The following is a 14,029-nucleotide window of genomic DNA, read 5'->3' as shown; positions in this document are numbered from 1 at the left end:
CTTGGGGCGGCGAACACTGTTCGTTTGACAACTCATTGTACACCTTCACCGGAATCGAAAAACCGAAAATATGAATCAGGAGAATCACCCACCATGCATACATTGCGAAACATTTTTAATAGGCAGAAGAAAGCCCTCTTTTTTTTGCTCGCATTGTTCGTCATCGGATGGGCTTTTACTGAATACAGACCATTTTTCGGCGGTTTAATCTTAGGTTCATTGTTCGGATTGTATAATTTTTGGATACTTGTCCGTAGAATGGAAAGGTTTGATCAATCGATTTCAGAGGGGAAAGAAACAAGGTCAATCGGAACCGCATTGCGATTCGGATCCGGTGTGGCTGCGGCGGCCATTGCGTTGTCGATGCCGGAAGAATTCAATCTAATCAGTACTGTGATTGGACTGATGATTCCATACATCCTGTTGCTTGTAGACAGGATAGTAGTCCACGTTAAGCATTTCTAACTGACACGCATAAGGGAGGTGAACGAAACGTGAACCATAAAAATCCGGAGTTTGTTTTTCTCGGATTAAGCTTTAACCCAGCGAACATCCTAATGCTTTTTGTAACATGCCTCGTTGTGTTTTTAATTGCATTCATTTCTACTCGTAATTTGAAAGTCAAACCTACGGGTATGCAAAACTTCATGGAATGGGTCATGGATTTCGTCAAAGGGATCATCAAGAACAATATGGACTGGAAAACAGGTGGCCGATTCCACGTACTTGGAATTACCTTAATCATGTTCGTTTTCGTTGCAAACATGCTCGGGTTGCCGTTTGCGGTAGTCGTGGACGATTATCTTTGGTGGAAATCACCGACAGCAGATCCAGTCATCACTCTGACTCTTGCTTCGATGGTAGTTGCTTTAACCCATTACTATGGCGTAAAACAACTTGGTACGAAAGGATACTTCAAAACGTATCTTCAACCAATGCCATTCTTGGCACCACTTAAAATTATCGAAGAGTTTGCGAACACTTTGACACTCGGTCTACGTCTTTACGGTAATATTTTCGCAGGGGAGATCCTTATCGGACTTCTTGCTACACTTGGGGCTGGAAGTGCATTCGGCCTTGTCGGGGCATTGATCCCGTCACTCGCTTGGTTAGGTTTCTCAGTCTTCATCGGAGCAATCCAAGCATTCATCTTCGTTATGTTAACGATGGTCTACATGGCACATAAAGTCAGCACGGACCACTAAAACATATATTGCCCCTTTATAGGGTTAGTAAACAAACACTAAAAAACAAGAAATCTTAGGAGGAAAATACACTATGGGTCTTTTAGCAGCAGCTCTTGCAGTAGGTTTAGGTGCACTTGGAGCAGGTATTGGTAACGGTTTGATCGTTTCTAAAACAGTAGAAGGTATTGCTCGTCAACCAGAAGCGCGTGGTATGCTTCAAACAACAATGTTCATCGGGGTAGCGTTAGTTGAGGCCCTTCCGATCATCGCGACAGTTATCGCGTTCATCGTTATGAACAAATAATTCATACACAACTTTAAAATGGCGAAGAACGCGTCAATATGCCCTTCGCCATTCATTTATGTATCAACTGATGTTTGAAAAAGAAGTTTAAAGATGAAAATTAAGAATGATGTTCTTTCTATACTATATCGAAATCTAAATTGACATGAGCTCTTGAAGGGAGTGAAACAATCGTGTTTGGAAATACCTTCATCCTATTGTCGGCAAACGGCGGAGGATTTTTGTCAGCATTGAATGGCAGATTGAATCTAGGCGATATCATCGTCACAGTACTATTTTTCTCAATCCTCATGGTATTACTTAAGAAATTCGCATGGGGACCACTTATGGGTATTATGGATCAACGTGCTGAATTGATTTCAAATGAAATCGAAGCAGCTGAAAAAAGCCGCTTGGAATCACACAAACTTTTGGAAGAGCAACGTGCCCTTTTGAAAGAAGCGCGTGACAACGCACAATCGATTGTTGAAAATGCTAAAAAACAAGGTGAAACACAACGTGAAGAACTTGTTGCTGCTGCACGCACAGAAGTGAACCATATGAAAGAATCTGCGACACTTGAAATTGCGACAGCGAAGGAAAAGGCAGTTGCAGCGGTTCGCGAAGAATTCGTTTCGCTTTCAATCTTGGCGGCATCTAAAGTACTTGGTAAAGAAATCTCTGAGGAAGACAACCGTGCTTTGATTGAAGAAACGATTGTGAAGGCAGGCGAAGGCCGATGAGTAACTCGGTTGTAGCTGAACGCTATGCATCCGCATTGTTCGAACTATCAGTACAACAAGGACTAACCTCCACAATTCAAGAAGAACTACAAGAATTGAAAAAGGCGTTCCGCGACAATGAAGAATTAGGACAACTACTTAGCTCTCCTAAATTATCAGTCGCAAAAAAGAAGGAAATGATCTCTGACATCTTCAAAGGTGTAAACCCGATCGTGATGAATACATTATTCGTCCTATTGGATGCAAAACGCATGAATGAAGTTCAAAATGTCTGCGATGAATTCCACCAGCTTGCGAACGACGCTGCTGGAGTTGCGGAAGCGTTAGTATACTCCACACGTCCATTGACAGAGCTTGAAACAAACTCGGTCTCTGCAACATTCGCAAAAAAAGTCGGTAAACAATCTTTACGCATTGAAAATATCATTGATCCAAGCCTAATCGGAGGCATCCGCCTTCAAATCGGCAATCAGATTTACGATAGCAGCTTGAGCGCGAAGCTCGAAAAACTGCAACGTAAATTGATCGGATCCTAATTTGAAATTGAGGGGTGACATACATGAGCATCAAAGCTGAAGAAATCAGCACGCTGATAAAGCAGCAGATTGAAAATTATCAGTCTGAGATGGAAGTAAGCGAAGTCGGTACGGTTATCAAAATCGGTGACGGTATCGCACTTGCTCATGGCCTCGACAACGTCATGGCTGGAGAGCTTCTTGAGTTCTCTACTGGTGTCTTGGGTCTGGCTCAAAACTTGGAAGCGAACAACGTAGGTATCATTATCCTTGGGCCATACACAGATATCAAAGAAGGCGATGAAGTACGTCGAACTGGCCGTATTATGGAAGTTCCTGTTGGTGAGGAACTGATTGGGCGCGTAGTGAATACACTCGGTTTACCGGTAGATGGATTGGGCCCAATCGCAACGACAAAAACTCGTCCAATCGAAAGTCCTGCACAAGGCGTCATGGCGCGTAAATCCGTTCATGAGCCATTGCAAACAGGCATCAAGGCAATCGATGCACTTGTACCGATCGGCCGTGGACAGCGTGAATTGATCATCGGTGACCGTCAAACAGGTAAAACGACAGTTGCAATCGATACGATTCTGAACCAAGCTGACCAAAACATGATTTGTATCTATGTTGCTATCGGACAAAAGGAATCCACAGTTCGTGGGGTTGTAGAAACACTCCGTAAAAACGGTGCGCTTGATTACACGATCGTTGTAACAGCGTCTGCTTCTCAACCGGCTCCTATGCTATACCTTGCACCTTACACAGGTATTACGATGGCGGAAGAATTCATGTTCCAAGGCAAGCACGTCCTTGTCGTCTATGATGACCTTTCAAAACAAGCGGCTGCTTACCGTGAACTATCCTTGCTACTTCGCCGTCCTCCAGGTCGTGAAGCTTACCCTGGTGACGTCTTCTACTTGCACTCCCGTCTACTTGAGCGTGCAGCGAAGTTGAACGATACATTGGGAGCAGGTTCAATTACTGCCCTACCATTCGTTGAAACACAAGCTGGGGATATCTCTGCTTACATTCCAACGAACGTAATTTCTATCACTGATGGACAAATCTTCTTGCAGTCGGATCTATTCTTCTCGGGTGTACGTCCAGCGATCAACGCCGGTCTTTCCGTATCCCGTGTTGGTGGTTCCGCGCAAATTAAAGCGATGAAAAAGGTTGCAGGTACACTCCGTCTTGACCTTGCAGCATACCGTGAGCTGAAGCGTTCGCAGCATTCGGTTCTTCTCTTGATTCAGCGACAAAAGCGAAACTCGACCGCGGAGCGCGCACAGTTGAAATCTTGAAACAAGACTTGAATAAGCCGTTAAAAGTGGAATATCAAGTTGTCGTCCTTTATGCGTTGACACGCGGACTTTTAGACGACGTCGCAATCCAGGATATCCTTCGTTTCGAAGCTGAAATCACAAGCTGGCTCGAGTCAAACCACACTGAAGTGTTTGATCATATCCGTACGACAAAAGACCTTCCGTCTGATGAAGTGATGAAAGATGCGATTAACGCATTCAAGAAGAACTTCGTACCGTCCGAAGCGTAATTGATTGGATTGGATTTTGGTCTAACTAAACAATAAGGTGGTGAATTGCCAGTGGTATCATTACGCGATATTGAAAACCGTATTAAATCGACAAAGAAGACGAGTCAGATTACGAAAGCGATGCAATTAGTTTCGGCTTCTAAATTAACCCGTGCAGAAATGAATGCAAAAGCGTTCGTTCCTTACATGGATAAAATTGAGGAAGTTGTCGGCGCTATCGCAAGCGCGACGAGCGACTCCGGGCATCCGATGCTTGTCAACCGTCCAGTGAAGAAGACAGCGTACATTATAGTGTCTTCGGACCGCGGTCTCGTAGGTGGTTACAATGCTAACATCTTCCGTGCGGCTAGACGTGCGATCGAGGAACGCCACACATCGAAGGGAGACGTGAAAATCGTCGCCATCGGACGCAAAGGGCTTGAGTTTTTCGAGCGCCTCGGATACGAAGTCGTTGAAAGCCTCGTCGGTGTATCGGACCACCCTTCTTTCGATGAAATAAAATCGATCGCGAACCGAGCTGTTGGCATGTTCACAGAAGGCGAATACGATGAAGTGTACTTGTATTACAATCACTTCATCTCCGCCATCTCCAATGAAGTGACGGAAAAGAAATTGCTTCCGCTCACGGATATTTCATCAGCGTCAGCGCATGCCCAGTATGAGTTTGAGCCTTCCGCGGAAGCGATTCTTGAAACGCTTCTTCCGCAATACGCGGAAAGTCTCATCTACGGAGCAGTGCTTGATGGAAAAGCGAGCGAACATGCTTCCAGTATGACAGCGATGAAGACTGCTACAGATAATGCATCTGATTTGATCGATTCATTGAGTCTTCAATTCAACCGTGCACGTCAAGCAGCAATTACACAAGAAATTACAGAAATCGTCGGCGGAGTTGCGGCATTAGAATAAGCACGTACTGAACGGTAAAAGTAAGACAGGAGGGAAAAGCATGAGTAAAGGACAAATCCTTCAAGTTATGGGTCCGGTTGTTGACGTTAAATTTGAAAGTGGTCAGCTTCCAGCAATCTACAACTCATTGAAGGTTCAAATTGAACGTCCGGGCAGTGCGCCTGAAACGTTGACACTTGAAGTCGCACTCCATCTTGGGGACGACGCAGTACGCACAATTGCGATGTCATCTACAGATGGATTAAAACGTGGTGCTCTTGTAGAAGATACAGGTGCAGCAATTTCAGTCCCAGTCGGTAACGTGACTCTTGGACGCGTTTTCAACGTACTTGGAGAAATCATCGACAATGGAGAGGAAATCCCTGCTTCTGAGCATCGTGATCCAATCCACCGTGAAGCTCCCAAATTCGAAAACCTTTCAACTGAAGTTGAAATTCTTGAAACAGGTATTAAAGTTGTTGACTTGCTTGCACCATACATCAAGGGTGGTAAAATCGGCCTCTTCGGTGGTGCGGGTGTAGGTAAAACAGTTCTAATCCAAGAATTGATCAACAACATCGCCCAAGAACACGGTGGTATCTCCGTATTCGCTGGCGTTGGAGAACGTACTCGTGAAGGGAACGACTTGTTCCACGAAATGACGGACTCCGGTGTTATCACTAAAACAGCGATGGTATTCGGTCAAATGAACGAGCCTCCTGGTGCACGTATGCGTGTTGCCCTAACAGGTTTGACAATGGCAGAACACTTCCGTGACGAGCAAGGCGCGGACGTTCTTCTATTCATCGACAATATCTTCCGCTTCACACAAGCAGGTTCTGAAGTATCCGCACTACTCGGGCGTATGCCATCTGCGGTTGGTTACCAACCAACACTTGCAACTGAGATGGGTCAGCTTCAAGAGCGTATCACTTCAACAAACGTTGGTTCCGTTACATCCATCCAAGCGATCTATGTACCAGCCGATGATTATACTGACCCGGCACCAGCTACAACGTTCGCTCACTTGGATGCAACAACTAACCTTGAGCGTAAACTATCTGAAATGGGTATCTACCCTGCGGTTGACCCACTTGCATCTACATCACGCGCACTAAGCCCTGAAATCGTTGGCGAAGAGCACTATGCTGTAGCACGTCAAGTACAAACAACTTTGCAGCGTTACCGTGAACTACAAGATATTATCGCGATCCTTGGTATGGATGAATTAGGCGAAGATGACAAGTTAGTCGTAGGACGCGCTCGTCGTATCCAATTCTTCCTATCACAAAACTTCCACGTTGCCGAGCAGTTCACAGGACAACAAGGTTCTTATGTACCAGTTGCTGAAACAGTCAAAGGCTTCAAGGAAATTTTGGATGGTCGCTACGATCATCTTCCAGAAGATGCATTCCGTCTCGTCGGCCGTATCGAAGATGTTATCGAAAAAGCAAAAGGCATGGGCGTAGAAGTTTAATCTACAGGATCAGGAGGGAAACAAATGAAGACAATTAAAGTCAATATCGTCACTCCCGACGGCCCTGTTAGTGAAACTGAAGCGGAAATGGTGATTGCCGCAACTGAGTTTGGTGAAATCGGGGTCCTTCCCGGCCATATCGCTATGGTTGCGCCACTTCAGATTGGTGCGCTTCGCCTGAAAAATGGCAACTCGACTGTAAATGTCGCCGTCCATGGCGGCTTCATCGAAGTTCGTCCCGATGTTGTCACGATTTTAGCTCAAAGTGCTGAGCTTGCTGCCAATATCGATATTGATCGTGCAAAACTGGCGGCAAAACGTGCAGAAGAAGCACTAAAAGAAAAAAAAGACGACCTCGATATGCAGTTGGCGGAGCTAAACCTAAGACGGGCCATCACTCGTATAAAAGTTTACGAAATGAGATAATAGCTTTAACAAATAGGTGGGCAGAGGAACTCATTCTTCTGCCGCCTTTTTATGGTTGGTGAATGAAAATTGGAAAATTTATGCAATAAATACTATTAAACACGCATAATCGCGTTGAGAAGCTCATAACTCGCTCTAAATACGCATAATCGCGTTGAGAAGCTCATAAACTCGCTCTAAATACGCATAAACGCGTAGAAAAGCTCATAACTCGCTCTAAATACGCATAAACCGCTACAAGCACGCAAAACCGCATATAAACACTCATAAAATCACTGCAAGCACACTTGAATTGTCACCTTCCCCCCATGCCTTAAGACCTTTTTATTACTCAAATGCATCTAACGCGAATATAAATGTCACTTCAATGCTTTAACCGCGCCCAAACGGACAATAATAACCAATAAGGAGTCACTTCACATGAATAGTGTATTTGCTCACAATCCAATGTTAGCGATTATCTCCCATATTTTTTTCATTGGATTAACTTTCTATGCGCTTCAATCAATCATGCCTGAAAAAATCATCAAAAAGAATCACGTTTTCCAAGCGCAATTACTTTTCATTTTATTGAGTTTTGCTATAGGTTCGACTGTATCAAATTTCTTTTTAGACATATCCTATTGGTCAGGGAGAATTCCTTCTTTATTTTACCGTTAACGGTTATTTAGCCAAAAATTAGGGTACATATTCTCTAATCACTACCTATCATGCTCTCGCCGCGTATATGCAAAGCCGTATATGGGGCGATGGCATGAATAAATGTTTAGCTTCCAGTAAAATGTGGGAATTGCAAAATTACAGAACGAAACGCTGATTTTATGCCAGCAAACATAGGGACACAAATCACCAAATGACTACATATTATAGACTATCTTGCGGATAGAGGGAAAATAGCTCTGTAGTTACTTGTTTAATAATGTAGAGCATTGTAGAATAGTATGTGTTTTTATGATTAATTCATGACGAAAAAAATAAGAAAAGATAAAAATATGGCGAATAGTATAAATTTGAGTCGGAGGGACTTTTTGTGGATAAAATAATTATTAGAGGTGGACGTGTTCTTCATGGAAACGTTCGTGTAGAGGGCGCAAAGAATGCAGTACTGCCAATACTTGCTGCAGCATTGCTTGCGTCGGATGGGCCAAATGTCATAAAAGATGTACCTAACCTTTCAGATGTTTCGACGATCAACGAAGTCGTGAAGAGCCTTAATGCAAAAGTTGAATATGATGCAGAAAAAGGTCAAGTGATAATTGATTCAACAAATCCGCTTTCAAGCGAAGCGCATTTCGAATATGTAAGGAAAATGCGTGCATCTATTTTGGTCATGGGGCCACTACTTGCACGCAACGGTTTCGCACGCGTTGCCCTACCGGGTGGATGCGCAATCGGATCCGTCCAATCGATCAGCATCTTAAAGGATTCGAAGCAATGGGCGCGGAAATTACATTCGGCAATGGACATGTAGAAGCAAAAGCAGAGAACGGACTAAAAGGTGCTAAGATTTACCTCGACTTCCCAAGCGTTGGCGCCACTGAAAACATCATGACTGCCGCTGCATTGGCAAAAGGCACGACTGTTATCGAAAACGCGGCGAAAGAGCCGGAAATTGTCGATTTAGCGAACTTCATCAACGAAATGGGTGGCCGTGTCATCGGAGCTGGAACGGATGCCATCCGTATCGAGGGTGTTCAGAAACTACATGGAACTATCCATCATATTATTCCTGACCGCATCGAAACGGGAACATTCATGGTAGCAGCTGCTATCACAGGCGGCGATGTCACAATCGAAAACGCTGTTCCTGAGCATAATGCTGCATTAATCTCAAAGCTTGGAGAAATGGGCGTCAAGATCACTGAATTGGATGAAGGACTTCGCATTCAGGCGAAACACCCTTTAAAAGCAGTCGATCTTAAGACTATGCCACATCCAGGATTCCCGACAGATATGCAATCACAAATGATGGCACTCATGCTGACAGCAACGGGCACTGGAGTATTGACAGAAACAGTATTCGAAAACCGCTTCATGCACGTGGAAGAATTCCGTCGCATGAACGCAAACGTCAAAATCGAAGGACGTTCCGTCATCATCTCAGGACCATCCAATCTGCAAGGTGCAGAAGTCGCAGCAACCGACCTTCGTGCAGCAGCTGCTCTAATCTTGGCAGGACTCGTCGCAGAAGGCGTCACACGCGTAACAGAACTCATCCACTTGGACAGAGGCTACGTCGACTTCCATAAGAAATTAAAAGCACTTGGTGCCGACATCGAACGCGTATCCGAGGAAGAAAAGGTCGTAAAACAAAAAGAACTTGTATAAGCGAAAGTAGAGGAGGAAATTATTCCATCCTCTACTTTTTTTGTTGAATGAAACACACTTCCACTTCATACAATCAAACATGGACAAACTACTAGCTGCTTTATTAATCGTACTACTATTTTTTATTCCCATCCTCATGAAAAAAACAATCGAGACAGAACCAGAAGTCGTAGCAACAGAGGAACCGTGCACAATCTATATCACTGTGGAAGGGGTGGACAAGCCTTTGCCTCTTGAGGAATACGTCATCGGAGTCGTCGCCGGCGAAATGCCAATGACATTCCACGACGAAGCTTTAAGGGCACAAGCGATTGCTGCACGGACATATGTACTGCAGGCTACAGAGAATGGCAAGAAACCTATCGAGGCAACCGTCTCCGCACAAGTATACAAAACAGAGGAAGAACGGAAGGATCGCTGGGGCAAGGAAGCTAAGAAAAACGAGAAAAGACTGCGAGGAATAGTAGAGTCGACAGCGGGAGACACAATTGTCTACGGCGACGAAATGATCACCGCCATGTTTTTCTCCACCTCCAACGGGAAAACCGAGACAGCGCAAAACTACAGCGGCAGCTCAATCCCGTACTTACAAAGTGTTGAAAGTCCGGGAGAGGAAATCGTTGCTGCGGAAGTTGAAAGACGGATCGAAATGCCAATCGTTCAGTGGAATAAAAAACTCGGTTCCTCTTGGAATGCAGATCGCTTCAAAAACCTTCAACTCGTTCGCAATCATACAGGACGAGTCCAGAAAGCGGTGTCTGGGGAGTTCGAAATGAGTGGTAGGGAAATGCGCGAGGCACTTGGACTGGCCTCAACAGACTTCAACATTGCATACGACGTCACAAACAAAATCGTCATCATCGATACGATAGGATATGGCCATGGAGTCGGCATGAGTCAATACGGTGCGGAGGCCTTCGCAAGGGAAGGATGGACGGCAGAAAACATTATCACATACTATTATTCAGGCACAAAAATAAAAAAGTTTGAACTTCATGAATCTGAATGTTTAAAATCACCAACACTTGCAAACAATAGCAAGTGAGGTGATGATAATGCGAGAAGAAAAACCGAAATCCCCTTCTCAGAAGAATAAGAGTCAAAAGAATAGATGGTTCTGGCCTGCCATCTACGCGGGAATCGCGATCGTGTTCGTCGGCATGATTTGGGGCTACAATGCCATTCAAAAAAGTCCTAACGAAACAGCCGATGCAACTGATCCTGACAACCAACCAATCGTAGAAACAAACGCTGCAAATGAAGTACTCAAATACCCGTTCAGCGAAGAACTTTTCGACAACGTAGCCATTATACAAGACTACTATGATGTAGAGGCTAGCGAAGAAGATCGGGAAAATGCACTGTTAGTCTTCAACCAAGTGTACATTACTAACAAAGGCGTAACGATCTCTGTGGATGGCCAACCATTTGAAGTCGTAGCAGCCATGAGCGGAACTGTTGAAGAAGTCATTCTGGACCAATTCAAAGGCGGCGAAATCAAAATCGCCCACGCTAACGGAATGACAACAGTCTACAGCTCACTAACTGGCATCCTCGTTAAAAAAGGCGACGAAGTCATCCAAGGGCAATCCCTCGGAACCGCCACAGCCAACGAATGGAACGCCCAAGCCGGCACACACCTACTTTTCGAAGTACACAAAGACGGCATCCCAGTCAACCCGCGCTCATTCTTAGGATTCTAAGACCTATCCACCTCGTGAAATACGGGGTGGATTTTTTTATGTGTTTGCACAGACCGCGCCAAGGTCCATTCTTTCACGTTCAAGGTCCATTGTTCCGCGCCAAGGTCCATTCTTCCTCGTTCAAGGTCCATTGTTCCGCGCCAAGGTCCATTGTTCCGCGCCAAGGTCCATTCTTCCTCGTTCAAGGTCCATTGTTCCGCGCCAAGGTCCATTCTTTCACGTTCAAGGTCCATTGTTCCGCTCCAAGGTCCATTCTTCCTCGTCCAAGGTCCATTGTTCCGCGCCAAGGTCCATTGTTCCGCGCCAAGGTCCATTCTTCCTCGTTCAAGGTCCATTGTTCCGCGCCAAGGTCCATTCTTCCTCGTTCAAGGTCCATTGTTCCGCGCCAAGGTCCATTCTTCCTCGTTCAAGGTCCATTGTTCCGCGCCAAGGTCCATTCATTCGCGTTCAAGGTCCATTCTTCCACGTTCAAGGTCCATTCTCACATCGAAATTAAAAACCGTTTAATTGTCAAATGCATTCAGCGCGAACTTTGAATACATTGGCATTCAATCGTACCGCGAAAATTTTAAAATTCCTCTTACTTTCAATCGCGCCTAATGCAGTTTTGTTGGAGCATGAAACCTACCGCGGACGATAAAGAGTATAAATAAACAATCGTCGCGACAATTTAAGGTCTATATCCCCCTGAACTCATCTAAAGGATATTGAAAATTCAAGCTAATGTATTCCGTAATTTGACACGAAAGGATACAATATAGGCGAGGTGATGAAGTGCTATTTAAAACACGGAAAAAGACTTTGGAGATTGACGCTTTAATTGCATTGGAAAAAAGGTTAAGGAAAGGAGATGAAAATAGGACAAGAATTGAAGAAAGACTCTACAATTTAAACGCGGGGTTTGGGGGAGAAGTTCAATTCGACAAATACTTAAAGGAATTCAAGCCCCATACCCACACGCCATCTTGCATGATGTCACACTTTGTGAAGATAATATTTATTTTCAAATGGACTCAATATTGATAACGCCCGCTTTTATAGTTATATCAGAAGTGAAGAATATCGCTGAAAAAATAATAATCAAATCAAAGCCGCTACAGTTCATCAAAGAATATTCCACTGGAAAAAGAGTGCCCTTACAAAATCCAATTGTAGAACTCGAACGGAAAATCTACCTATTGGATAGTTGGTTAAAAAGACAAAAGGTAGAGATTCCAATAAAGGGAATTGTTGCATTTGCTTATAACAATGAATTGTCCATCGAGGAAAATCCAAGTATGGACATCATGTTCACCAACGAAGTTGCCGCCCATCTTAGATCATTGCAGGTTAATAAAGAGCTATTATACAAATCGGAAATCCACTCATTAGCGAGAAAAATTGTGAAATACCATCAAGAATACAATCCATTTCCTCTTATAAAAAGATACAATATTCATCCAGCACATATAATACCTGGTGTCATATGCTCCAAGTGCGACCAATTGAAAATGAACTGGTTGCAAAAAAAGTGGCGATGTCCACATTGCGGGCACACAGGGAAAAATGATCATGAAGGTGCATTGAAAGACTGGTCGATGTTAGTCAAAAATAATATTACAAATAGAGAGTTTAGGTATTTCACTCAACTCGAAAACCGCAATACTGCTAAAAAATTGTTAGCACGATCGCCTATTGAACTAAGTGGAAACGGGCGAGCATCAAAGTATGAAATTGTGTTAGATCCCTTTATCCATACAGAAGTAAAATAGTATTCATTATATGAGGGCCCCTTTATCTACTACAATGTTCAAAGGTCTATTTATTCACGTTAGCGGCCCATTCTTTCTCACCTCAAGGCCCATTCTTTCTCACCTCAAGGTCCATTCTTTCTCTCCAGGGTCCATTCTTCCTCGCTCAAGGACCATTCTTTCGCGCCAGGGTCCATTCTTCTTCGCTCAAGGTCCATTCTTTCGCGCCAAGGCCCATTCTTCTTCGCTCAAGGTCCATTCCTTCACGCAAGGGTCCATTCTTTCTCACGGAAGGTCCATTCTTTCGCGCCAAGGTCCATTCTTCCACGTTCAAGGTCCATTCTTCCTCGCCGAAGGAAAACCGTTTAAGTGTCAAAGGCATTCAGCACAACTGATTGTTACTTAGGCATAAAATCTGTCCGCGGGAATATAAATGTTTCATTCTATCACCCTTCGCGCTAAGTGCAATTGACAAATTAAAAGTACTTCTATATTTCGCCTCTCTAACAACGTCCTGACATAATCCCATCACACCTCGCATAAGATAAAGGAAGAAACGGAGCTGACAGGGAAAGGAAGAGGGCGTGCACGAGCAAATTCGGAGGCGATGCGTGCGCCTCGGTAAAATGTTGCTGGACACTGGACTTACAGTACGGGCACTTGCGAAAGCGACGGGCTACTCGAAAAGCACGGTCCACAAGGATTTAACGGAACGACTGCCGAATGTGGATGTAGAGTTGTCTGAAGAAGTCGCAAAAGTACTTGCCTATCATAAGTCTGTCAGACATTTAAGAGGCGGTGAAGCAACACGGATGAAATGGATGAATGAAAATAAGAAGGCTCGCAACATGTAATGGAAATAGACGGGGAAGCAACCAGCCTAGGCAGTAGGGCGGACACCCTGTCTTTTCGCATGTGGACAACCCCTCACCCCGAAAAGAAGATTACCTCGAAATTACCCCGAGAAAGTTTAATAAATTTACCCCCACTCACTAACTTGGAATAAAAAAGCAATATACCAAAGCGTTAAGAAAATACCAACCTCCCGAAATAACTTGTAAAAAATACCCATTCTCCATAATTCCCTATGCTTTTTATTTCTGAATAAATATATGTGAAATAACTGTCAATTTTTGTGTTCAACAAAGCACCATTGTGATACAATATATAGTCAGTAGAGTAGGCTAATATACG

15 protein-coding genes and 2 pseudogenes are annotated in these 14,029 nt (G+C 44.1%); 15 read left to right on the top strand and 2 right to left on the bottom strand.

Translation table 11 applies throughout. The features are described from left to right. Window positions 1-93: 93 nt before the first annotated feature. The 13 genes and pseudogenes from QNH10_RS00240 to QNH10_RS00180 all read left to right on the top strand — a co-directional run bounded on the left by QNH10_RS00240 (window position 94) and on the right by QNH10_RS00180 (window position 11,105). Window positions 94-465, top strand: coding sequence for an ATP synthase subunit I (locus QNH10_RS00240; protein ID WP_283733061.1), 372 nt, complete (start codon window positions 94-96; stop codon window positions 463-465). Window positions 466-494: 29 nt separating this feature from the next. Next, on the top strand, window positions 495-1,205 hold the full coding sequence (gene atpB, locus QNH10_RS00235; RefSeq protein WP_283733060.1) for a F0F1 ATP synthase subunit A: 711 nt from the start codon (window positions 495-497) through the stop codon (window positions 1,203-1,205). 73 nt (window positions 1,206-1,278) lie between these two features. Continuing rightward, on the top strand, window positions 1,279-1,491 hold the full coding sequence (gene atpE, locus QNH10_RS00230) for a F0F1 ATP synthase subunit C (protein ID WP_060209511.1): 213 nt from the start codon (window positions 1,279-1,281) through the stop codon (window positions 1,489-1,491). 197 nt (window positions 1,492-1,688) lie between these two features. Then, window positions 1,689-2,213 (top strand): F0F1 ATP synthase subunit B, encoded by a 525-nt coding sequence (gene atpF / locus QNH10_RS00225; protein WP_283734712.1) that lies wholly within the window; start codon window positions 1,689-1,691, stop codon window positions 2,211-2,213. Next, window positions 2,210-2,749, top strand: a complete 540-nt coding sequence (locus tag QNH10_RS00220; protein ID WP_283733059.1) for a F0F1 ATP synthase subunit delta — start codon at window positions 2,210-2,212, stop codon at window positions 2,747-2,749. The genes atpF and QNH10_RS00220 overlap by 4 nt, the downstream gene beginning before the upstream one ends. Before the next feature lie 23 nt (window positions 2,750-2,772). After that, window positions 2,773-4,283: pseudogene (atpA, locus tag QNH10_RS00215) on the top strand (F0F1 ATP synthase subunit alpha). 51 nt (window positions 4,284-4,334) lie between these two features. Next, window positions 4,335-5,192, top strand: coding sequence for an ATP synthase F1 subunit gamma (gene atpG / locus QNH10_RS00210; RefSeq protein WP_283733058.1), 858 nt, complete (start codon window positions 4,335-4,337; stop codon window positions 5,190-5,192). A gap of 40 nt (window positions 5,193-5,232) precedes the next feature. After that, window positions 5,233-6,648 carry a F0F1 ATP synthase subunit beta gene (atpD, locus tag QNH10_RS00205; protein WP_283733057.1) on the top strand — a complete coding sequence of 472 codons (1,416 nt, stop codon included), beginning with the start codon at window positions 5,233-5,235 and terminating at the stop codon, window positions 6,646-6,648. 24 nt (window positions 6,649-6,672) lie between these two features. Then, a complete protein-coding gene (locus QNH10_RS00200) occupies window positions 6,673-7,074 on the top strand; it encodes a F0F1 ATP synthase subunit epsilon (protein ID WP_283733056.1) in 402 nt (133 codons plus the stop codon). 420 nt (window positions 7,075-7,494) lie between these two features. Next, window positions 7,495-7,734, top strand: a complete 240-nt coding sequence (locus QNH10_RS00195; RefSeq protein ID WP_283733055.1) for a DUF1146 family protein — start codon at window positions 7,495-7,497, stop codon at window positions 7,732-7,734. 370 nt (window positions 7,735-8,104) lie between these two features. Beyond that, window positions 8,105-9,402, top strand: a pseudogene (murA, locus tag QNH10_RS00190) (UDP-N-acetylglucosamine 1-carboxyvinyltransferase). 79 nt (window positions 9,403-9,481) lie between these two features. After that, the gene (gene spoIID / locus QNH10_RS00185) at window positions 9,482-10,447 is read left to right on the top strand and encodes a stage II sporulation protein D (protein ID WP_283733054.1); all 966 of its coding nucleotides are present in this window, start codon (window positions 9,482-9,484) and stop codon (window positions 10,445-10,447) included. Between the two features lie 10 nt (window positions 10,448-10,457). Then, on the top strand, window positions 10,458-11,105 hold the full coding sequence (locus tag QNH10_RS00180) for a M23 family metallopeptidase (protein WP_283733053.1): 648 nt from the start codon (window positions 10,458-10,460) through the stop codon (window positions 11,103-11,105). Here QNH10_RS00180 and QNH10_RS00175 read toward each other — a convergent pair. Beyond that, complete coding sequence (locus tag QNH10_RS00175) at window positions 11,102-11,440, bottom strand: hypothetical protein (protein WP_283733052.1); 339 nt, start codon at window positions 11,438-11,440, stop codon at window positions 11,102-11,104. The two genes, QNH10_RS00180 and QNH10_RS00175, sit on opposite strands and share 4 nt — an antisense overlap. A gap of 630 nt (window positions 11,441-12,070) precedes the next feature. On the opposite strand from QNH10_RS00175, the gene QNH10_RS00170 reads away from it, so the two are divergent. Then, entirely contained in the window at window positions 12,071-12,856 is a 786-nt protein-coding gene (locus QNH10_RS00170) for a nuclease-related domain-containing protein (RefSeq protein WP_283733051.1), read from the top strand. A 145-nt stretch (window positions 12,857-13,001) separates the two neighbouring features. Here QNH10_RS00170 and QNH10_RS00165 read toward each other — a convergent pair whose 3' ends face one another. Beyond that, on the bottom strand, window positions 13,002-13,169 hold the full coding sequence (locus tag QNH10_RS00165) for a hypothetical protein (protein ID WP_283733050.1): 168 nt from the start codon (window positions 13,167-13,169) through the stop codon (window positions 13,002-13,004). A gap of 250 nt (window positions 13,170-13,419) precedes the next feature. Here QNH10_RS00165 and QNH10_RS00160 point away from each other — a divergent pair, with 250 nt between their 5' ends. Next, complete coding sequence (locus tag QNH10_RS00160; protein ID WP_283733049.1) at window positions 13,420-13,689, top strand: sporulation transcriptional regulator SpoIIID; 270 nt, start codon at window positions 13,420-13,422, stop codon at window positions 13,687-13,689. The last annotated feature ends 340 nt before the right edge of the window (window positions 13,690-14,029 follow it).

Origin of the sequence: Sporosarcina thermotolerans (assembly GCF_030067815.1) — a bacterium.
Taxonomy (GTDB): Bacteria; Bacillota; Bacilli; order Bacillales_A; family Planococcaceae; genus Sporosarcina; species Sporosarcina thermotolerans.
The sequence above is the reverse complement of the archived record's forward strand: the minus strand, read 5'-3'. Positions and strand labels throughout refer to the sequence as shown.

Bases quoted from the DNA above. Each gene is read 5' to 3' on its own strand.
- QNH10_RS00240 (WP_283733061.1), top strand. From the start codon at position 94: ATGCATACATTGCGAAACATTTTTAATAGGCAGAAGAAAGCCCTCTTT.
- atpE (WP_060209511.1), top strand. From the start codon at position 1,279: ATGGGTCTTTTAGCAGCAGCTCTTGCAGTAGGTTTAGGTGCACTTGGA.
- QNH10_RS00220 (WP_283733059.1), top strand. From the start codon at position 2,210: ATGAGTAACTCGGTTGTAGCTGAACGCTATGCATCCGCATTGTTCGAA.
- atpD (WP_283733057.1), top strand. From the start codon at position 5,233: ATGAGTAAAGGACAAATCCTTCAAGTTATGGGTCCGGTTGTTGACGTT.
- QNH10_RS00200 (WP_283733056.1), top strand. From the start codon at position 6,673: ATGAAGACAATTAAAGTCAATATCGTCACTCCCGACGGCCCTGTTAGT.
- QNH10_RS00195 (WP_283733055.1), top strand. From the start codon at position 7,495: ATGAATAGTGTATTTGCTCACAATCCAATGTTAGCGATTATCTCCCAT.
- spoIID (WP_283733054.1), top strand. From the start codon at position 9,482: ATGGACAAACTACTAGCTGCTTTATTAATCGTACTACTATTTTTTATT.
- QNH10_RS00180 (WP_283733053.1), top strand. From the start codon at position 10,458: ATGCGAGAAGAAAAACCGAAATCCCCTTCTCAGAAGAATAAGAGTCAA.
- QNH10_RS00175 (WP_283733052.1), bottom strand. From the start codon at position 11,440: ATGGACCTTGAACGAGGAAGAATGGACCTTGGCGCGGAACAATGGACC.